Origin of the sequence: Limnohabitans sp. INBF002, from assembly GCF_027924905.1 — a bacterium.
In the GTDB taxonomy this organism is placed as follows: Bacteria; Pseudomonadota; Gammaproteobacteria; order Burkholderiales; family Burkholderiaceae_C; genus Limnohabitans.
Genome location: NZ_AP027055.1, coordinates 948256 through 967743, shown reverse-complemented (window position 1 = coordinate 967743; position 19488 = coordinate 948256). Strand labels below are relative to the sequence as shown.

The following is a 19488-nucleotide window of genomic DNA, read 5'->3' as shown; positions in this document are numbered from 1 at the left end:
AATTATCCCGCGCCCTCGCGGCCAGATTAGGCACAATGGCGATGTACCGAAAAACATTCATTTCAAAGGGCTTGACGATGGATAACCCAACCCTCTGGTGGCTCGTCGCAGGCGGTCTCGTGGTGGCTGAACTGCTAACCGGCACGTTTTATTTGCTCATGCTCTCCCTCGGTGCGGCAGTCGCTGCACTGGCCGCCTACGCCGGTGGCTCGCTGACCGTGCAAATCGTCACGGCAGCTGTGGTCGGAGGCGCGGCGGTCGTGCTGTGGAACATCAAGCAAACGCCGAGCAACGATGCGCAAGACAGCAACATTCATCTGGACATTGGCGAAATCGTCACGGTCGAAGCCTGGGACGCGCAAGGCCACGCCCAAGTCAAACACCGAGGCACACAATGGGCCGCCGTTTGCGCGCAAGACATCACACATGAACCGGGCTTGCACCGCATCATTGAGATGCAAGGTAACCGCTTGGTGCTTGAAAAAATCTAACTTCTCCAAAGGTCACACATGGAAATCGCTCTCCTCCTTTTAGCCATTGCCGTTTTGTTCATCGTCAAAACCGTCAAAGTCGTGCCCCAACAAAACGCGTGGGTGGTGGAACGGCTGGGCAAGTACCACGCCAGCCTCACACCCGGCTTGAACTTTGTGGTGCCCTTCATCGACAACGTGATTCAAAAGCACAGCCTCAAAGAAATTCCACTCGACGTGCCTAGCCAAATTTGCATCACGCGCGACAACACGCAGCTGCAAGTCGATGGCATTTTGTATTTCCAAGTGACCGACCCGCGCCTGGCCAGCTACGGCTCGTCCAACTACATCATGGCCGTCACGCAGCTGGCACAAACCAGCTTGCGCAGCGTGATTGGCAAGTTGGAACTCGACAAAACCTTTGAAGAGCGCGACATCATCAACGCGCAAGTGGTGGCAGCCATTGACGAAGCCGCGCTGAACTGGGGCGTGAAAGTGCTGCGCTACGAAATCAAAGACCTCACACCACCCGCCGAAATCTTGCATGCCATGCAAGCGCAAATCACGGCAGAGCGTGAAAAGCGCGCCCTGATCGCAGCCTCTGAAGGCCGTCGCCAAGAGCAAATCAACATTGCCACCGGCGAGCGCGAAGCCTTCATTGCCCGCTCAGAAGGCGAGAAACAAGCCGCCATCAACAAAGCCCAAGGCGAAGCCGCCTCCATCACCGCCGTGGCCGACGCCACCGCCCAAGCGATTGAGCGCATTGCAGCGGCCATTCGCCAACCCGGCGGCGAACAAGCCGTGCAACTCAAAGTGGCCGAACAAGCGGTGCAGGCCTACGCCAAGGTGGCGTCAGATGCCAAGACCACGCTCATCGTGCCCAGCAACATGACCGAGGTGTCGGGCCTGATTGCCTCAGCCATGCAGATGGTGAAGCTGGACAAATAAGCGGCGCAAGCTGACGTGAAAAAGCCCGCTTGAAGCGGGCTTTTTCATGGGTGCCACAAAGGCTTAGCCCATGTGCAAACCGCCGTTCACCGCAAAGTCAGCGCCGGTGGTGTAGCCACCATCTTCACTGGCCATCCACGCGATGATGGACGCGATTTCGCTGGGTTTGCCCAAACGCTTGACGGGCACGGTGGCCACAATCTTTTCCAACACGTCAGGACGGATGGCGTTGACCATGTCGGTGCCGATGTAGCCAGGCGACACGGTGTTGACCGTCACGCCTTTGGTGGCCAACTCTTGGGCCAAAGCCATGGAGAAACCGTGCATGCCGGCTTTGGCAGCCGAGTAGTTGGTTTGACCGGCTTGGCCTTTTTCACCGTTTACCGACGAGATGTTGATGATGCGACCCCAGCCGCGCTCGACCATGTCTGGCACGACTTGCTTGGTCACGTTGAACATGGAGTCGAGGTTGGTGCTCATCACGGCGCTCCAGTCTTCACGGGTCATCTTCAAGAACATGCGGTCCTTGGTGATGCCTGCGTTGTTGACCAACACGTCGATGGGGCCGTGTTCGGCCCTGGTCTTGGTAAAAGCTTCGACCGTTGACTCCCAATCGCCCACGTTACCCACGGACGCGTAGAAGGTGTAGCCCAGCGCTTTTTGCTCGTCGAGCCATTTGTTGAAGTCTCGTGTTGGACCACAACCGGCGATGACCTTGAAGCCTTCTTTGTGAAGGCGTTGGCAAATCGCGGTTCCGATACCACCCATACCACCTGTGACGTACGCTACTTTTTTGCTCATTTTTTGTCTCCTGATTTATGAGTTTTAGTGAATGAAATTTACAAAATGAAAGCGGCGTTGTATCAACGCTCCAAAGCCAATGACACGCCCATGCCACCACCGATACACAGTGCCGCCAAGCCCTTCTTGGCATTGGTGCGTTGCATTTCGTGCAGCAAGGTCACCAAGATGCGACAGCCTGATGCACCGATGGGGTGACCGATGGCAATCGCGCCACCGTTGACGTTGACTTTGGCTGGGTCGATGTCCAACTGCTGGTTCACCGCGCAGGCTTGTGCGGCAAAGGCCTCGTTGAGTTCGAACAAGTCAATGTCAGAGGCTTTCCAGCCGGCACGTTGCAAAGCTTTGCGTGAAGCCGACACAGGGCCCATGCCCATGATTTTTGGATCCAAGCCGCTGGTACCGAAAGCCGCAATGCGAGCCAAAGGCGTGAGGCCCAAAGCAGCCGCTTTCTTGGCTGTCATCACAACGACCGCAGCTGCGCCGTCGTTGATGCCTGATGCGTTGCCGGCGGTCACTGAGCCTGCTTTGTCGAAGGCAGGACGCAAACCCGCCAGCGCGTCGGCCGTGGTTTTCTTATTGATGTATTCGTCGGTGTTGAACACCACAGGGTCGCCCTTGCGTTGTGGGATATTGACCGACACGATTTCATCTTTGAACTTGCCAGCATCTTGTGCAGCAGACGCTTTTTGTTGGCTCGCCAAAGCCAAAGCGTCTTGCATGTCACGGGTGATGTTGAATTCTTTGGCCACGTTTTCAGCCGTGATGCCCATGTGGTACTGGTTGTATGCATCCCACAAACCGTCGACGATCATGGTGTCGATCATGTTCCAGTTACCCATGCGTTGGCCGTCACGCGAACCCAACAGCACATGGCCTGAAGCGCTCATGTTTTCTTGGCCACCGGCCACCACGATCTCGCTGTCGCCATACGCAACCGCTTGCGCAGCCAACATGACTGACTTCAAACCAGAGCCACACACGGCGTTGATGGTCAGCGCCGGCACAGCGTTAGAAATGCCAGACTTCATCAAGGCTTGACGGGCTGGGTTTTGGCCAGCACCCGCTGCCAGCACTTGGCCCATGATCACTTCGCCCACCAAGGCGGGGTCCACGTTGGCACGTGCCAAGGCTTCGCGAATCACGATTGAGCCCAACTCGGTGGCAGCCACTTTGGCGAGTGAACCGCCAAACTTACCCACAGCAGTGCGAGCGGCTGAAACGATGACGATGTCTTCCATGAAAGTCTCCAACTAATGATTTGAAAGGTTTGAAAATTAATTGCTTGCGCGTTGTTTCACATAGCGACCGGGTGCGTTCTCGATCGCTTTGTATTTGCCTTTGCCGTATGTCTTGGGCGCGGGGATTTGCTTTCCAGCATGCGATTTGAGCCAAGTTGACCAATCCGTCCACCAGCTGCCCGCATGTTCTTTGGCTTTGCCAATCCACTGATTGGCGTCGCTAGGAAATGTAGTCTCGCTGCCCGTCCAAAAGCAGCGTTTATTGGCTGCAGGCGGGTTAATCACGCCGGCTATGTGGCCTGACGCACCCATGACAAAACGCTTTTTGCCTGGGAACACTTGCGTGGTGGCGTAAGCGCCGCCGATCGGCACGATGTGGTCTTCGCGTGAACCGTAGATGTACACGGGCAGATCCACTTTGCGGAAGTCAATTTTTTCGCCGCACACGGTGGTTTTGCCTGGCTTGATGAGGTTGTTTTCAAGGTAGGTGTTGCGCAAATACCAGGCATACATGGGGCCAGGCAAATTGGTCGAGTCGCTGTTCCAATACAACAAATCAAACGGCGGCGGTGTTTCGCCTTTGAGGTAGTTGCCCACCACGTAGTTCCACACCAAATCGTTGGGGCGCAAAAAGCTGAAGGTCGACGCCATGTCTTTGCCCTTCATCAGACCACCCTTCGCAAACTGACCTTCGCGGTATTTCACAAATCCTTCGTCGATGAACACATCCAACACGCCGGTGTCGGTGAAGTCAATCAAGGTCGTGAGGAAGGTGGCACTGGCCACAGGCTTTTCGCCACGCGCTGCCAACACCGCCAGTGCGTTGGACAAAATCGTTCCACCAACACAAAAACCCAGAGCATTGATTTGCTTGGTGGCACCAATTTCTTGCACCACAGAAATGGCTTTGATCGCCACCTGCTCCACATAGTCATCCCACGTGGTGTTTTTCAGCGACTCATCGGGGTTGCGCCAGCTGACCACAAACGTGCGGTGGCCTTGGCTCACGGCATAACGAATGAGTGAGTTTTCGGGTTGTAAATCGAGAATGTAGAACTTGTTGATGCAAGGCGGAATCAACAAGAACGGGCGTTCGTAGACCTTGGCAGTGAGCGGTTTGTATTCGAGCAATTGGAAGAACTCGTTTTCAAACACCACTTTGCCTTCGGTGGTGGCGACGTTTTTGCCGACCTCAAACAAGCTTTCATCGGTCATCGACACATGGCCTTGTTGCAGATCGTGCAACAAGTTTTGAATGCCTTTGGAAATGCTTTCGCCCTTGGTCTCAATCGCTTTTTGTTGCGCTTCGGCGTTGAGCGCCAAATAGTTGCTGGGGGCAGAGGCCGCCGCCCATTGCTCGACAGCGAATTGAATACGCGCTTTGGTTTTGGCGTCTGTTTCGGCGGCTTCGGTGAGCGCCATCATGGTGCGGGTATTGAGCAAGTAAGCCGCTGCGGTGAATGCCGCCATGGGGTTTTGCCCCCAAGCTTCGCCTTTGAAACGGCGGTCTTTCACCTCGGGCTTGCCGTGCAAGCTTTGGTTCCACAGCTCGGTGGCTTCAGCGATGTACTGTTTCTGCAAGGCCTCGAGTTTGTCTGGCGAGAAGCTCAACGAGGGCGTCTGTGCGTCCCCTCCACCGATTGTTTGAAATGAGGCCAAAGCTTTGAGCCAGCTATCCCCCAGGCTCTTGAGGGCCGCATTCTGATCCATCGCACATCTCCTATACAGTCGCTGTTGTCTTCTTAACTGTCTCCAGTATGTCAGCGAATTCCCTTCAAATTTCTGACGGATATCAAACTCAAGCGAAAACCCCTAGATGTATTTAGTCCTGATCGCGTGGATTTACGTGGCTTTCATGATGGCAGTGGCCGAAGCGACAAGCCCCGTGGGCTCTTTGCTCGGCGCAGTGTTTACTTTCTTGCTCTATGGCGTGTTGCCCATGAGCGTGGTGGCCTACATCATGGGCACACCTGCCAGACGCCGCGCCATCAAAGCCAAAGAAGCAGCAGAGCGCGAACAAGCGCTCGCGTCAACCAGCCAAAGCCCAGGCTCAGCTGCGCCAGATGCACACCGCGAAGCGTCCGGTGACGCCATCGCGCCGGTACGAAAAGAGCCGTGATCGCTGCGAGACCGTGCACCATTCGGGGCTGCTGTCGTTGCCAGCCACCGAGGTCACACCTAAAGCCGCCAAGCGCAGCCGCGCCAAACCTGCAAGGTCAGCCAGCCATTTGTTCGGATGGGATGGGTGCGGTTTGAAGTACCCAGCAGCCTTGTCCGCTTGAGGTGCGTCGAGGGCGGTGAACGCTTGGCGCACATCGTCTCCAACTTCAAACGCATCGGGACCAATGCAGGGGCCCAACCACACACGAACCTGCGCGGGGGCCACGCCCGCTTGCTCGCACACCCCATGCACCGTTCGCTCCAGCACACCGGCCGCCAAGCCACGCCAACCCGCATGTGCCGCGGCCACCACGCGCCCCACATCATCGGTGAACATCAAAGGCAAACAGTCCGCCACCATGATGGTGCATGCCACTTGGGGCTCTTGGGTGATGCATGCGTCTGCCGTGGTGCCATCGGGCGTGGCTGCATTCACCTGAGCCACATCCACGCCATGCACCTGCGTTAAAAACACAGGCCGCGCCCCGCCCAGCTGCGCCTGTAGCAAGGCGCGGTTTTGGGCCACGGCGTGCGGGTCGTCTTGCACGTGGTCGCCTAAATTGAAGCCATCAAACGGGGCTTGTGACACACCGCCCACGCGTGTGGTGCACATAGCATGCACGCCAACAGGCAATGGCCAATCCATGGGCCAAAGCAAAGGCGAATGTGGGGGTTGCGGGCGGTGACTCATAGCGTCTAAGGATATCCCGAACGCGACGGCTGGCGATGTGAGGTAACGGTAGACTTGAGGCCAGTTTTAACTCGACACCTACCCACCATGATTCTCGAACTCGCTGACATCCGCATCCAACCTGGCCAACAAGCCGCTTTTGACCAAGCCATCCAACATGGCGTGGACACCGTCATCTCCAAAGCCAAAGGTTTTGAGGGTTTCAAAATCAACCGTGGCATCGAGTCGCCCGAGCGCTACGTGTTGCAAATCTTCTGGACCACGCTGGAAAACCACACCGTGGACTTCCGCGAGTCCCCTGCCTTCGCCGAATGGCGCGCCATCGTTGGCCCCTTCTTCGCACAGCCGCCCGTGGTGGAACACTTTGAACTCGTGAGCAAGTCACACGGCTAAGCCTTTGCAACTGGAGACCCACGCTCATGAGCTACACGTTTGACCCCTCCCCCGTTGTGTCAGTGCCCGTGGTGGGCAAAGCCGAGCGTTTTCCGGTGCACCGCATTTACTGCGTGGGCCGCAACTACGAAGAGCACGCCAAAGAGATGGGCTTCACAGGCCGCGAACCGCCCTTCTTCTTCATGAAGCCCGCTGACAGCGTGCTGGTGGTCAACGCGGGTGAAACGGGCGACATGCCCTACCCCAGCCTCACCAAAAACTTGCACCACGAAATTGAGTTGGTGGTGGCCATTGGCAAAGGTGGCAAGAACATCCAAGCTGCCGATGCCATGAGCCACATTTACGGCTACGCCGTAGGCCTAGACATGACACGCCGCGACTTGCAAAACGACATGAAAAAGCAAGGCCGCCCTTGGTGCATTGGCAAAGGCTTTGACCACAGCGCACCGATTGGCCCCATCACACCCGCAGCACTTGCGGGTGATGTGGCCAACGCTGAAATTTATGTGCAAGTCAACGGCCAAGACCGCCAACGTAGCAACGTGAGCCAACTCATTTGGAACATCGCTGAAACCATCGAGCACGTGTCTGCCGCGTGGGAACTGCAACCGGGTGACCTGATTTACACCGGCACGCCCGAAGGCGTGGGTGCGGTGGTGGCGGGCGACACCATGGTGGGTGCCGTGGCTGGCTTGGGCCAACTCACAGTGCGCGTGGTTTAAAACCATGCTGCACCGCCCTCTCATTCAACATTGCAAATCCTGCGGCAGCGCGGTGACCTACCGCATGCCTGACGATGGCGACACACGTGAGCGTGCGGTATGCAACGACTGTCACACCATCCATTACGAAAATCCGCTCAATGTGGTGGGCACCGTGCCTGTGTGGGGCGACAAAGTGCTGCTGTGCAAACGCAACATCGAACCGCGCTTGGGTAAGTGGACCTTACCCGCAGGCTTTATGGAACTGAATGAAACCGTGGCCCAAGGCGCTGCGCGTGAAACAGTGGAAGAAGCTGGTGCGCAGTTTGAAATGCAAGAACTCTTCACGCTGATGAACGTCACACGCGTGGGCCAAGTGCATTTCTTTTACCGAGCCCAACTCACCAGCGATGCGTTTGACCCTGGCCACGAAACGCAAGAAGCGCGCTTGTTTGCCGAGCACGAAATACCGTGGGACGAGATTGCGTTTCGCACCGTCAAAGAAACCTTGCAGCACTATTTTGCTGATGCAAAGACGGGTAAGTTTGAACTGCACCACGTGGACATTGTTTAAAGCGATTTAAACGACGCCAGAAAAGACAAAAGGGTTAGCAACTTGCGTTGCTAACCCTTGGTCATTTTGGTCGGTGTGAAAGGATTCGAACCTTCGACCCCTTGCACCCCATGCAAGTGCGCTACCAGGCTGCGCCACACACCGAATCAGAGTCAAATTATAGCGCCACTCAGTGCGGCTCAGAAAGCAGGTCGCGAATTTGTGTGAGTTCTTTTCGCAAGGTTTGCAGCGCTTCATCGCTGCTGCTCAGCGCAAGCGGTGGCAGCTCAAGCGCATGGTCAACGTCGATATCTAAGTCATCCTCGAACCCATCGTCATCGGGCAAATCGACATCGATCAACTCGCCACCAACACGGCGACGTTCACGCTCAGATTGCACCAACTCTTGCAGCTTGTTGCGTGCGCCGGTGATGGTGAAACCTTGGTCATACAAGAGGTCGCGGATTCGGCGAATCATCAGCACTTCGTGGCGCTGGTAATAGCGGCGATTGCCGCGACGCTTCATGGGACGCAGCTGCGTGAACTCCTGCTCCCAATAGCGCAGCACGTGCGGCTTGACGCCACACAACTCGCTCACTTCACCAATGGTGAAATAGCGTTTGGCTGGAATGGGGGGGAGGGATTTCTCCATGAAAATCAGGGGCTTGTAAACGGGACCGCAGAGGTTACACGAAGATCAGCCTTGAATCACAAGCCATGATAAATTTGCCAAAAAAAAGAGGCCTGGTTGGCCTCTTTTTCAATCAGTTGTCAACTTTGGGATTACTGACGCCCTGTATTTGTTCTTTCAATTTGTGACTCGCATGGAAAGTCACTGCACGTCGTGCCTCAATTGGAATCGCTTCCCCTGTGCGTGGGTTGCGGCCAGGTCGTGGTGCCTTGGTGCGAATTTGAAAATTGCCAAAGCTTGAAATTTTCACATCGGTGCCATCGACCAAGCTTTGTGCAATGAGGTCAAAGAAGGCATCAATCATGTCTTTGGACTCACGCTTGTTCAGACCAATTTGGTCAAACAACAAATCAGCCAACTGCGCTTTGGTCAGCGCGGGCGTTTCTAGGCTCTCAAAAGAAAGTTCCATACGGTTCTCTTTAACGTGTGAACATCAAGCGCGCAAACGCGCAGACACTTGGGCGGCCAACTCAGCCAACACGGCTTGCACCACGCCTTCGATTTGGGCTTCGTTCAAAGTGGCTTCATCGCTGTTGAGCGTCAAGCGCACAGCCAAGCTCTTTTCGTCCATCGCCATGGCTGCGCTTTCAGCCTTGGGGCGATACACGTCAAACAACACAGCATTGCGCAGCAAGCCTTGTGTTTTGGCGGCATGTACAGCAGCCATTAATTGGGCGTGCGTGACGCTGTCTTTGACGATGACGGCAATGTCGCGCTCGACGTTGGGGAACTTGGCCACACCGGTGGACTTGGGCACATCGCGGCGCAACACGGCATCGAGTGAGAGTTCAAACATCACGGGGGCTTGGGCTAAGTCCCAACCTTGACGCCAGCGTGGGTGCAACTCGCCCACATGGCCCACGGCTTGACCATTGACCAATACTTTGGCACAGCGGCCAGGGTGCATGGCTGGGTGCTCAGCCGCTTCAAATTGCGGCACAGCGGGGGCCAACAAAGCTTCCACATCCGCTTTCACGTCGAAGAAGTCTGCGGCTTGCTCTTTGGTGCCCCATTGCAAAGGTGCAGCGCTGCCAAAAGCAATGCCTGCCACGTGCATGGGCTGGTCAAAGCCTTGCACGGTGGTGTCTGTGTTTTGCACGGATGCATCTTTGTGGAACACGCGACCCAATTCAAACACGCGCACGCGTGATGCCTTACGGTCCACGTTGAACTTCACCACGTTGAGCAAAGAGCCCAACAAGGTAGAGCGCATCACGCTCATTTGGCTGGCGATGGGGTTGAGCAATTTGATGGGATTGGCGTTACCGGCCAACTCGTGTTCCCAACGCTCATCCACAAAGCTGTAGTTGATGGTTTCTTGGTAGCCCAAGGCCGCCAAGTGATGGCGCAAGGCGTGTGGGCTGCGTTGTGCTTCTTGGCACACACTGGCCGTGATGGGGGCCAAAGGTGGTGTGGTGGGCAGGTTGTTGTAACCCACCATGCGTGCCACTTCTTCAATCAGGTCTTCTTCGATTTGCAAATCGAAACGGAAGGATGGGGGCTGGACGGTGACAACGCCCTCCCCCTCGATGACAGGCAAGCCCAAGCCACGCAAAGCATCTGCCACGCGTTGTTGCGTGAGTGGCATACCGATGACTTTCTCAGCACGGGCCACACGCAACGTGACAGGCTTGGCCACGGGCATGTTCACGCGTTGGTCGTCGATGGGGCCCACGGTTGTGTTGGGTGTGCCGCAAATATCAATCACCAACTGGGTGATGCGCTCAATGTGCTCAACGGTCAACTCGGGGTCCACACCACGCTCAAAGCGGTGGCCCGCATCGGTGCTGAAGTTGAAGCGGCGTGAGCGACCTGCGATGGCTGAGGGCCACCAGAAAGCAGCTTCGATGTAAATGTTTTGCGTGTCGTCGTTCACGGCGGTGGCGTCGCCACCCATGATGCCTGCCAGCGATTCAACTTGATGCGCGTCAGCGATGACGCCCACTTTGTCGTCCACGGTGACGGTGTTGCCATTCAAGAGCTTGAGCTGTTCACCCACTTTGCCCCAACGCACATCCAAGCCACCTTGGATTTTGTCGAGGTCAAAGATATGCGAAGGACGGCCCAACTCGAACATCACGTAGTTGGAGATGTCGACCAAGGGGCTCACACTGCGCTGGCCGCAACGGGCCAAGTGGTTCACCATCCATGCAGGCGTTTGTGCCTTGGTGTTCACGCCACGCACCACGCGGCCAGAAAAACGACCGCACAAATCAGGCGCGCTGATTTTCACAGCCAAGGTGTCTTGGTTGGTCGCGGCAACGGCAGGGAAAGTCGGGGCCTTCAAAGGCGCGCCTGTGAGGGCTGATACTTCTCGAGCAATGCCATACACGCTCAAGCAATGCGCCAAGTTAGGCGTGAGCTTCAACGTCATCAAGGTGTCGTCGAGGTTCAGGTATTCGCGGATGTTCTGACCCAAAGGTGCATCGGCTGGCAACTCAAGCAAGCCACCGTTGTCGTCGGCAATTTTGAGTTCTTTGGCCGAGCACAACATGCCTTGGCTTTCCACGCCACGCAGCTTGCCCACTTTGATTTTGAAAGGCTTGCCGTCTTCGCCGGGTGGCAACTCTGCGCCCACGGTGGCACATGGGATTTTGATGCCCACACGTGCATTGGGTGCACCGCACACGATGTTGAGCAAAGCGCCCTGCCCCACGTCCACTTTGCAAATACGCAAGCGGTCAGCGTCTGGGTGCTGCACAGCTTCTTTGATTTCACCGACGACGATGCCAGTGAAAGGCGGTGCGACGGGTTGGAGTTCTTCCACTTCCAAACCGGCCATGGTCAAGGTGTCGGCCAGCGCTTGGGTGGTGAGTGAGGGGTTGCAGAATTCGCGCAACCAGGATTCGGGGAATTGCATGATGAATCTCGTGTGTGCGTGAAGTTATTGGAACTGGCTCAAGAAGCGAATATCGCCATCGAAGAACAAGCGCAAATCGTTCACGCCGTAACGCAGCATGGTGAAACGGTCCATGCCCATGCCAAAGGCAAAGCCGATGAAGCGCTCGGGGTCGAGGCCCATGTTGCGCACCACGTTCGGGTGCACTTGGCCTGAGCCCCCCACTTCGAGCCAACGGCCCGCCAAAGCGCCGCTTTGGAACTGGATGTCAATCTCAGCGCTGGGCTCGGTGAATGGGAAAAAGCTGGGACGGAAGCGCAACACCAAATCGTCGCTCTCAAAATACGTGCGGCAGAAATCGGTGATGACCACTTTGAGGTCTTTGAAGCTCACGTTCTCGCCGATCCACAAGCCTTCGCATTGGTGGAACATGGGCGAGTGTGTGGCATCGCTGTCTACACGGTACGTACGGCCTGGGGCGATGACGCGAATTTCGGGCATGCCTTGACCGGCATCCAAACGCGCTTGGTAGCGCTTGACGTGTTGCACCGCGTGGCGCACTTGCATGGGACTGGTGTGTGTGCGCAACAAGTTAGGCGCTTCGGCACTGCCACCTTCCACATAGAAGGTGTCGTGCATGGAGCGCGCGGGATGGTCTTCAGGCGTGTTGAGCGCGGTGAAGTTGAACCAGTCGGTTTCAATCTCTGGGCCTTGGGCCACTTCAAAACCCATCGAGCCAAAAATGGCTTCGACACGTTCGAGCGTGATGGTCACGGGGTGCAAACCGCCAGCCATGCGAGCGCGACCGGGCAAGGTCACATCCAAGGCTTCGGCTTTGAGTTGGGTCTCGAGTTCGGCATCGGCCAAGGCTTGGCGACGTGCCGTGAGGGCTGCTTCAATCGCTTGCTTGGCCACGTTGATGGCGGCACCGGTCGATTTCTTTTCTTCGACGCTCAGTGCGGCCATGCCCTTCATCATCTCGGTGATGCGGCCTGACTTGCCCAAGAACTGGGCTTTGGCGTTTTCAAGATCAGCCGGTGTGGTGCTTTGTGCAAACAGGGCCTGGGCACTGGCGACCAGAGAGTCCAACTCGTTCATAAGAATTCGGGGAATGAGAAAACAAAAAAGGGATTGAAGCTGTGTAGCCCCAACCCCTTTACTCGTGGGTGGTTAACCCTTGGCTATCAAGCGGCCAATTTGGCTTTGACTTGATTCACGATGCTGGTGAAAGCAGCCATGTCGTGAACGGCCAAGTCGGCCAACATCTTGCGGTCGATTTCGATCGCTGCCTTTTTCAGGCCGTTGGCGAATTGGCTGTATGTCAGACCGCATTGACGTGCGGCAGCATTGATACGAGCGATCCACAGCTGACGGAACACGCGCTTTTTAGTGCGGCGGTCGCGGTAAGCATATTGACCAGCCTTCATCACCGCTTGTTTAGCGATGCGGAAGACGTTACCGCGGCGACCGCGGAAACCTTTGGCTAAAGCCAGAACTTTTTTGTGACGGGCACGGGCCGTAACACCACGTTTAACGCGAGGCATATTTTTTCTCCTTGTTCGTCAGTTAATTACAGGCCGCACTTGGGCAGCATTTGCGCCATGTGACCCATGTTGGTCTCATGCACATTCACTGCACCACGCAAGTGACGCTTGTTCTTGGTCGTCTTCTTGGTCAAGATGTGACGTTTGAAGGCTTGACCGCGTTTAACGGTACCGCCTGGACGAACGCGGAAGCGCTTTTTAGCGCTGCTTTTGGTCTTCATTTTGGGCATTTAGATGCTCCTTTATTTGTGCTCGTGAGGCGCCCACACACCGATGTGCAGTCTTGTTAGCCCCGAGACACGAATTTGCTTACCTTCAAAGCGCAGCAGCACGCTGCGCTACCAATTTATGCAGAGGCTGCCGGAGCGGATTCTGCAGCAGGTTTGGCGGCGCCACCTGATTTCTTCTTACCAGGCGCGATCATCATGATCATTTGACGCCCTTCGAGTTTGGGGAACTGCTCAACAACGATCAGGTCCGCCAACTCATCACGGATGCGCTGCAACAGCGCCATACCAATTTCTTGATGCGTGATCTCGCGGCCACGAAAGCGCAGCGTGATCTTGCATTTGTCACCGTCATCTAAGAAGCGCTTGATGTTGCGCATCTTGATGTTGTAGTCACCATCATCGGTACCGGGACGGAACTTGATTTCCTTGACCTCGATGACCTTTTGCTTGGACTTCGCTTCAGCAGCCTTCTTTTGCTCTTGGTACTTGAACTTACCGTAATCCATCAAACGGCACACCGGCGGCACAGCCGTGGCGGCAATTTCAACCAAGTCAACGTCAATCTCACCGGCCATGCGCAAGGCATCAGCCAAGCTCACGATACCGAGGGGTTCGTTGTCAGGACCTGAAAGGCGGACTTCCGGGGCCATGATTTCCCGGTTAAGGCGGTGTTTGCGTTCCTCGCGCTGGCGGCGGTCGCGAAATTCTGTAGCGATGGTGACTATCCTTAAAAATCAAAAACAAACCGACACACGTGTGCGACGCACAACTCTTGGCAATTTCTCAATGAAATCAGCTTTTGAGAGCGATGTCGGAGGCAATCTTTTGAGAGAAGGCTTCGAGGGACATCACACCGAGGTCTTGATTGCCTCGGGCGCGCACTGCGACGGCGCCAGCTTCCTTCTCTTTGTCGCCTACGACCAAGATGTAGGGAAGCTTTTGCATTGAATGCTCGCGTATTTTATACGTGATTTTCTCGTTGCGGAGGTCTAAATCGACCCTAAGCCCTTGATTTCGCAGCGTTTTCGCAACTTCTTGGGCATATTCGGCCTGTGAATCGGTGATATTGAGCACCGAAACTTGGGTTGGTGCCAGCCAAGTGGGCAAGGCGCCAGCGTGCTGTTCGATCAAAATTCCGATGAAACGCTCCATACTGCCCACGATGGCGCGGTGCAAGATGACGGGGCGTTGGCGTGAACCGTCTTCTGCCGTGTACTCGGCATCCAAGCGCTCGGACAGGTTGAAGTCGACCTGAATCGTGCCGCACTGCCACTCACGACCAATCGCGTCTTTGAGGGTGTATTCAATCTTGGGGCCGTAGAAAGCGCCGTCGCCTTCAGAGATGACGTACTCGCAACCGGCCGCAGTCAAGCTATCCATCAAAGCCTTTTCAGCCTTGTCCCACAAATCGTCGGAGCCAATGCGGGCCTCGGGGCGTGTGGAGACTTTGTACAAGATGTTGGTGAAGCCAAAGTCTTCGTACACCTTCTTGAGCACCTTGGTGAAGGTGTCGCACTCAGGCAAGATTTGGTCTTCGGTACAGAAGATGTGGCCGTCATCCTGCGTAAATCCACGCACGCGCATGATGCCGTGCAAGCCGCCAGATGGCTCGTTGCGGTGGCATTGGCCAAACTCGCCGTAGCGCAGTGGCAGGTCGCGGTAGCTCTTGATGCCTTGCTTGAAGATCAAGATGTGGCCGGGGCAGTTCATTGGCTTCAAAGCGTAGTCACGCTTTTCAGACTCGGTGGTGAACATGTTGTCGCGGTACTTGTCCCAGTGACCCGTTTTTTCCCACAAAGACTTGTCAATGATCTGCGGGCCTTTGACTTCAAGGTAACCGTTGTCGCGGTAAACCTGACGCATGTACTGCTCGATGGTTTGCCACACGCTCCAACCCTTGGGGTGCCAGAACACCAAGCCAGGGGCGTGTTCGTCGATGTGGAACAAATCAAGTTCGCGGCCCAGCTTGCGGTGGTCGCGCTTTTCAGCTTCTTCCAAGCGTTTCAGGTATAGCGGCAAATCGTCTTTGCTGGCCCAAGCTGTGCCGTAAATGCGTTGCAGCATTTCGTTTTTGCTGTCGCCGCGCCAGTAGGCACCAGCCACTTTCATGAGCTTGAAATGCTTGAGCTTGCCGGTGCTGGGCACGTGCGGGCCACGACACAAGTCTTCAAAATTGCCTTCGCGATACAAGCTCACGTCTTCGTTGCGAGGAATGCTGGCAATGATTTCGGCTTTGTAGTGCTCGCCCAAGCCCTTGAAATAAGCCACGGCTTCGTCGCGCGGCAACACACGACGCACCACGGCCTCGTCTTTGTTGGCCAACTCGGTCATGCGCTTTTCAATGGCGGCCAAGTCTTCAGGCGTGAAACCACGGGTGAATGAAAAGTCGTAAAAGAAACCGTCGTCAATGACAGGGCCAATGGTGACTTGCGCCTCGGGGAACAGTTCCTTCACCGCATAGGCCAACAAATGGGCGGTGGAGTGACGAATCACCTCCAAGCCTTCAGCGTCTTTGGCTGTGATGATGGCCAAGCTCGCATTGCTGCTCATCGTGTAGCTGGTGTCCACCACCTTGCCATCGACCTTGCCAGCCAAAGCTGCCTTGGCCAAGCCAGCGCCAATCGACGCAGCCACTTCGGCCACCGTCACGGGGCCTGGAAATTCACGTTGCGAACCGTCGGGAAGAGTAATTTGAACCATGTGTTTTCAATGAAAAAAGCGCGGCAAAGGCCGCGCTTGGAATGAGTGCCTAAACGCTAAGCGATGATTTTAGCGCTGAGCCTCACAGATGCAGGTTACAAAAAATTTCTCACTTCTGACTTTGGTACGAACCAGGTACTTGGCAACTCTTTTGATTCATCAAATTAGCCAAATTAACCTTACGGTTTTCCGCCGCTGCAATCGCTTCGTTTGCATTCATATATGTGCCGATGATGGCTGGCCAAAACAGCAAGCGCGCTGCGTTACCACCCGTTACGCCCTTTTCGCCCTCTGCTTCTTTTTTGAAGCGATCTGCATCTGAGTATTCATTTTGCAATTGAGCACAAGACAAACCCGCGTCACCAGGTTTCATACTCTGAACAACCGTTGGTGACGCGCAACCGATCAATGACGCAACAACTACCAACAAAAAAAGGTATGTATTTTTCATATTTTTTCCAAATTCTTTAAAAAGTTCATTTCGTTTTAAACGGACACCTTCATTTGAGAAGCAAACTCCGTAGATGCAAGCTTAGCATATTGGGATGCTTCTAGGGTGTCAGCCAAACCAACTCCCCCCAAAAAGAAACCCGCGAAAAATGACCTCCGCGGAGTACTTGCATGGCATATCCGGACGCTGCGGGTTGAAAAAGGATGGTCGCAAGAAAAACTAGCCCTCTCCTGCGATCTCGACAGAACTTATGTGTCAGCGGTCGAGCGAAGTGTTTGGAACGTGTCGTTGGCTAATATCGAACGCCTCGCCGAAACTTTAGGCGTTGAGCCATGGATGCTGTTAGCACCAATTGATATGCACATTAATTCAAAATAAGAGGCTATTCACCACATGACACTCAATGCAGGAATATGCACAACGAAGTTGAAGCTTCTCAGTGGCTGCATCATCTCGACATCCTTGTTGATGGGGTGCGCCAACAGCTTCCTCAAACCAGCCGCAGGCTCTGAACGCGTGCTGCTCATGAAAAGCAATCAAGTGACGCACTGTCAGTCACTTGGCAAAGTCAATGTGAACGTCGTCACCAAAGTGGGCATCTACAACCGCGACGCGGATGCCGTAGAGGCCAACTTGCTGCAGCTTGGGCAAAACAATGCGGTGGAATTAGGCGGCGACACACTGGTGAAAGATGCCGCGCCTGAATTTGGCAAGCAGATATTTGCTGTCTACAAATGCAAGCGCTGATCGCCTAAATAAAAAAACCACCCAACGCTCGCGCGTTGAGTGGTTTCAACCCTATTCAAACCAAGAGACAGCCTTCTCAGGCCATCTCTCAATTGAAGTGCTTAGTGGAACTGCTCTTCTTCCGTAGAACCTGTGAGGGCTTTCACAGAAGATGAACCGCCTTGGATCACAGTCGTCACGTCGTCGAAGTAGCCTGCGCCCACTTCTTGTTGGTGTGACACGAAGGTGTAACCCTTGTCGCGCGCTGCGAATTCAGGCTCTTGCACCATGTTGACGTAGTGCTTCATGCCTTCGCCGTTGGCGTATGCATTGGCGAACTGGAAGGTGTTGTACCAGTTGATGTGGATACCAGCCAAGGTGATGAACTGGTACTTGTAGCCCAATGCTGACAAGTCTTCTTGGAACGAAGCGATTTGGCTGTCGTTGAGGTTCTTCTTCCAGTTGAAAGAAGGTGAGCAGTTGTAAGACAACAGCTTGCCTGGGCATGCAGCGTGCACAGCTTGTGCGAATTCGCGAGCGAAGCCAATGTCTGGCACGCCTGTTTCGCACCACACCAAGTCAGCGTAAGGCGCGTATGCAACGCCGCGGCTGATGGCTTGTTCCAAACCGTTTTTGACGCGGTAGAAACCTTCTTGTGTGCGCTCGCCAGTCAAGAAAGGCTTGTCGTTGGCATCGTGATCAGAAGTGATCAAGTTAGCGGCTTCAGCATCGGTACGGGCCAACACGATGGTGGATGTACCCATGACGTCAGCTGCGAAACGTGCAGAGATCAATTTCTCGCAAGCTTCTTGTGTGGGCACCAACACTTTGCCGCCCATGTGACCGCATTTCTTCACAGCAGCCAATTGGTCTTCGAAGTGAACGCCAGCAGCGCCAGCAGAGATCATGTTCTTCATCAACTCGAAAGCGTTCAACACGCCGCCGAAACCGGCTTCAGCGTCAGCCACGATGGGCAAGAAGTAGTCGATGAATTCTTTGTCGCCTGGGTTGACGCCACGGCCCCATTGAATTTCGTCAGCACGCTTGAAGGTGTTGTTGATGCGGCGAACCATGGTGGGCACCGAGTCATACGCGTAGAGCGATTGGTCTGGGTACATGGTCTCTGACGTGTTGCCGTCAGCAGCAACTTGCCAGCCTGACAAGTACACAGCTTCCAAACCCGCTTTGGCTTGTTGCATGGCTTGACCTGCAGAGATGGCGCCGAATGCGTTGACGTAGCCTTTCTTGGCGCCGCCGTTGACTTTTTCCCAGAGCTTTTCAGCACCGCGCTTGGCGAGTGTGTGCTCGATAGGCATGCTGCCGCGCAAACGCACAACGTCAGCAGCAGAGTAACCACGCTTCACGCCTTTCCAGCGTGGGTTGGTGGCCCAGTCTTTTTCGAGGGCGGCAATTTGTTGTTCGCGGCTGAGTTGTTCGTTCAGTGATTGAGGCATGGTTCACTCCAGGAAGTTAAGTGGTTGACGATGGATCAACTATAAGTCTTCTATAAGAGTTGATTCGCATCTTATGTCTTATATAAGAATATATTTATTCTCAATTAAAACAACAAGTTACAAAACATATTCTGAATTATGAAATTCAATTTCTCATATCAAGAAAAATTATTGCAGTGCAGCAAGTCAATTTACCGCAATGTGAAAATCATTTTCGACATTAAGGCGATGTGCCTCTCGATCACAAATAAGGCGTGCGAGCGCATCAACTCGGTGCGCAGCAAAGCACACTCACAAAAAACAACATTCTCCAGAGAAAAAAGTCGTTTTTAGCTTGGAAAGACGCGCGTTCTCAATTAGCATCCGCATTGGTCTAGAGCGATATCTCTAAGGCTTGATAACAAACACTTCTAGAAGGAAATCAACCATGGCAACTGCAAAAAAAGCTCCGGCTAAAAAAGTAGCAGCAAAGAAAGCTGCTCCCGCTAAGAAAGTAGCAGCTAAAAAAGCGGCTCCTGCAAAAAAGGTTGCAGCTAAGAAAGCTGCTCCCGCTAAGAAAGTAGCAGCTAAAAAAGTTGTTGCTAAAAAAGCCCCAGCGAAAAAAGTTGCAGCCAAAAAAGCACCTGCTAAAAAGCGTACGCCTAACGCAGCGTTCATGAAAGCGCTCACACCTAGCGCCGCTTTGGCTGCTGTGATTGGCAGCACACCCGTGCCACGTACTGAAGTGGTCAGCAAGATGTGGACATACATCAAAAAGCATGGCCTGCAAGACAGCGTGAACAAGCGCAACATCAACGCTGACGAGAAGCTCAAGTCCGTGTTCGGCAAAGCTCAAGTCACGATGTTTGAATTGGCTGGCTTGATCGGCAAACACCTGAAGTAATTCAGTTTTGCT

Annotated in this window: 23 protein-coding genes and 1 tRNA gene; 9 read left to right on the top strand and 15 right to left on the bottom strand. The window is 54.6% G+C overall.

Annotated elements, in window-relative coordinates:
• Nucleotides 1-77 precede the first annotated feature (77 nt).
• Both QMG15_RS04950 and QMG15_RS04945 read left to right on the top strand, forming a co-directional pair.
• Complete coding sequence (locus QMG15_RS04950) at nucleotides 78-491, top strand: NfeD family protein (RefSeq protein WP_281789778.1); 414 nt, start codon at nucleotides 78-80, stop codon at nucleotides 489-491.
• An 18-nt stretch (nucleotides 492-509) separates the two neighbouring features.
• Nucleotides 510-1418, top strand: coding sequence for a stomatin-like protein (locus QMG15_RS04945; protein ID WP_281789777.1), 909 nt, complete (start codon nucleotides 510-512; stop codon nucleotides 1416-1418).
• Nucleotides 1419-1481: 63 nt separating this feature from the next.
• On the opposite strand, the gene phbB is transcribed toward QMG15_RS04945, so the two are convergent.
• From phbB to phaC, 3 genes are all read right to left on the bottom strand, one after another.
• The gene (gene phbB / locus QMG15_RS04940; RefSeq protein WP_281789776.1) at nucleotides 1482-2219 is read right to left on the bottom strand and encodes an acetoacetyl-CoA reductase; all 738 of its coding nucleotides are present in this window, start codon (nucleotides 2217-2219) and stop codon (nucleotides 1482-1484) included.
• 62 nt (nucleotides 2220-2281) lie between these two features.
• Nucleotides 2282-3460: an acetyl-CoA C-acetyltransferase gene (locus tag QMG15_RS04935; RefSeq protein ID WP_281789775.1), complete on the bottom strand. Its 1179-nt coding sequence runs from the start codon at nucleotides 3458-3460 to the stop codon at nucleotides 2282-2284.
• A 36-nt stretch (nucleotides 3461-3496) separates the two neighbouring features.
• Nucleotides 3497-5170, bottom strand: a complete 1674-nt coding sequence (gene phaC, locus QMG15_RS04930) for a class I poly(R)-hydroxyalkanoic acid synthase (RefSeq protein WP_281789774.1) — start codon at nucleotides 5168-5170, stop codon at nucleotides 3497-3499.
• A 106-nt stretch (nucleotides 5171-5276) separates the two neighbouring features.
• Between phaC and QMG15_RS04925 the strand changes: the two genes are divergently transcribed.
• A complete protein-coding gene (locus QMG15_RS04925) occupies nucleotides 5277-5579 on the top strand; it encodes a hypothetical protein (protein WP_281789773.1) in 303 nt (100 codons plus the stop codon).
• Here QMG15_RS04925 and pgeF read toward each other — a convergent pair.
• Nucleotides 5511-6266: a peptidoglycan editing factor PgeF gene (gene pgeF, locus QMG15_RS04920; protein WP_281789772.1), complete on the bottom strand. Its 756-nt coding sequence runs from the start codon at nucleotides 6264-6266 to the stop codon at nucleotides 5511-5513. The two genes, QMG15_RS04925 and pgeF, sit on opposite strands and share 69 nt — an antisense overlap.
• Before the next feature lie 132 nt (nucleotides 6267-6398).
• On the opposite strand from pgeF, the gene QMG15_RS04915 reads away from it, so the two are divergent.
• Genes QMG15_RS04915 through QMG15_RS04905 form a run of 3 tightly spaced genes read left to right on the top strand, consistent with a single transcriptional unit; the run spans nucleotide 6399 to nucleotide 7979 of the window.
• Nucleotides 6399-6704, top strand: coding sequence for an antibiotic biosynthesis monooxygenase (locus QMG15_RS04915; RefSeq protein WP_281789771.1), 306 nt, complete (start codon nucleotides 6399-6401; stop codon nucleotides 6702-6704).
• A 26-nt stretch (nucleotides 6705-6730) separates the two neighbouring features.
• Nucleotides 6731-7426, top strand: a complete 696-nt coding sequence (locus tag QMG15_RS04910; RefSeq protein WP_281789770.1) for a fumarylacetoacetate hydrolase family protein — start codon at nucleotides 6731-6733, stop codon at nucleotides 7424-7426.
• Nucleotides 7427-7430: 4 nt separating this feature from the next.
• Nucleotides 7431-7979 (top strand): NUDIX hydrolase, encoded by a 549-nt coding sequence (locus QMG15_RS04905; RefSeq protein WP_281789769.1) that lies wholly within the window; start codon nucleotides 7431-7433, stop codon nucleotides 7977-7979.
• A gap of 67 nt (nucleotides 7980-8046) precedes the next feature.
• Here QMG15_RS04905 and QMG15_RS04900 read toward each other — a convergent pair.
• The 10 genes from QMG15_RS04900 to QMG15_RS04855 form a co-directional block, all read right to left on the bottom strand.
• Nucleotides 8047-8123 (bottom strand) — tRNA-Pro (locus QMG15_RS04900).
• 25 nt (nucleotides 8124-8148) lie between these two features.
• Complete coding sequence (locus QMG15_RS04895; RefSeq protein ID WP_281789768.1) at nucleotides 8149-8610, bottom strand: MerR family transcriptional regulator; 462 nt, start codon at nucleotides 8608-8610, stop codon at nucleotides 8149-8151.
• Between the two features lie 112 nt (nucleotides 8611-8722).
• Nucleotides 8723-9058 carry an integration host factor subunit alpha gene (locus QMG15_RS04890; protein ID WP_281789767.1) on the bottom strand — a complete coding sequence of 112 codons (336 nt, stop codon included), beginning with the start codon at nucleotides 9056-9058 and terminating at the stop codon, nucleotides 8723-8725.
• Between the two features lie 24 nt (nucleotides 9059-9082).
• Nucleotides 9083-11509: a phenylalanine--tRNA ligase subunit beta gene (gene pheT, locus QMG15_RS04885; RefSeq protein ID WP_281789766.1), complete on the bottom strand. Its 2427-nt coding sequence runs from the start codon at nucleotides 11507-11509 to the stop codon at nucleotides 9083-9085.
• 24 nt (nucleotides 11510-11533) lie between these two features.
• A complete protein-coding gene (gene pheS / locus QMG15_RS04880; protein ID WP_100134216.1) occupies nucleotides 11534-12586 on the bottom strand; it encodes a phenylalanine--tRNA ligase subunit alpha in 1053 nt (350 codons plus the stop codon).
• An 86-nt stretch (nucleotides 12587-12672) separates the two neighbouring features.
• Nucleotides 12673-13032, bottom strand: coding sequence for a 50S ribosomal protein L20 (gene rplT / locus QMG15_RS04875; protein ID WP_108282356.1), 360 nt, complete (start codon nucleotides 13030-13032; stop codon nucleotides 12673-12675).
• Between the two features lie 26 nt (nucleotides 13033-13058).
• On the bottom strand, nucleotides 13059-13262 hold the full coding sequence (gene rpmI / locus QMG15_RS04870; RefSeq protein WP_108282355.1) for a 50S ribosomal protein L35: 204 nt from the start codon (nucleotides 13260-13262) through the stop codon (nucleotides 13059-13061).
• Nucleotides 13263-13378: 116 nt separating this feature from the next.
• The gene (gene infC, locus QMG15_RS04865; RefSeq protein WP_281790082.1) at nucleotides 13379-13987 is read right to left on the bottom strand and encodes a translation initiation factor IF-3; all 609 of its coding nucleotides are present in this window, start codon (nucleotides 13985-13987) and stop codon (nucleotides 13379-13381) included.
• A 67-nt stretch (nucleotides 13988-14054) separates the two neighbouring features.
• Entirely contained in the window at nucleotides 14055-15962 is a 1908-nt protein-coding gene (gene thrS, locus QMG15_RS04860; RefSeq protein ID WP_281789765.1) for a threonine--tRNA ligase, read from the bottom strand.
• Between the two features lie 109 nt (nucleotides 15963-16071).
• The gene (locus QMG15_RS04855) at nucleotides 16072-16413 is read right to left on the bottom strand and encodes a hypothetical protein (protein WP_281789764.1); all 342 of its coding nucleotides are present in this window, start codon (nucleotides 16411-16413) and stop codon (nucleotides 16072-16074) included.
• A 105-nt stretch (nucleotides 16414-16518) separates the two neighbouring features.
• Here QMG15_RS04855 and QMG15_RS04850 point away from each other — a divergent pair, with 105 nt between their 5' ends.
• Together QMG15_RS04850 and QMG15_RS04845 are read left to right on the top strand one after the other, a co-directional pair.
• A complete protein-coding gene (locus tag QMG15_RS04850; protein ID WP_281789763.1) occupies nucleotides 16519-16791 on the top strand; it encodes a helix-turn-helix transcriptional regulator in 273 nt (90 codons plus the stop codon).
• A gap of 15 nt (nucleotides 16792-16806) precedes the next feature.
• Nucleotides 16807-17160, top strand: coding sequence for a DUF4156 domain-containing protein (locus QMG15_RS04845; protein ID WP_281789762.1), 354 nt, complete (start codon nucleotides 16807-16809; stop codon nucleotides 17158-17160).
• 101 nt (nucleotides 17161-17261) lie between these two features.
• Here QMG15_RS04845 and aceA read toward each other — a convergent pair whose 3' ends face one another.
• On the bottom strand, nucleotides 17262-18593 hold the full coding sequence (aceA, locus tag QMG15_RS04840; RefSeq protein ID WP_281789761.1) for an isocitrate lyase: 1332 nt from the start codon (nucleotides 18591-18593) through the stop codon (nucleotides 17262-17264).
• A gap of 427 nt (nucleotides 18594-19020) precedes the next feature.
• Here aceA and QMG15_RS04835 point away from each other — a divergent pair, with 427 nt between their 5' ends.
• The gene (locus QMG15_RS04835; protein ID WP_281790080.1) at nucleotides 19021-19476 is read left to right on the top strand and encodes an SWIB/MDM2 domain-containing protein; all 456 of its coding nucleotides are present in this window, start codon (nucleotides 19021-19023) and stop codon (nucleotides 19474-19476) included.
• The last annotated feature ends 12 nt before the right edge of the window (nucleotides 19477-19488 follow it).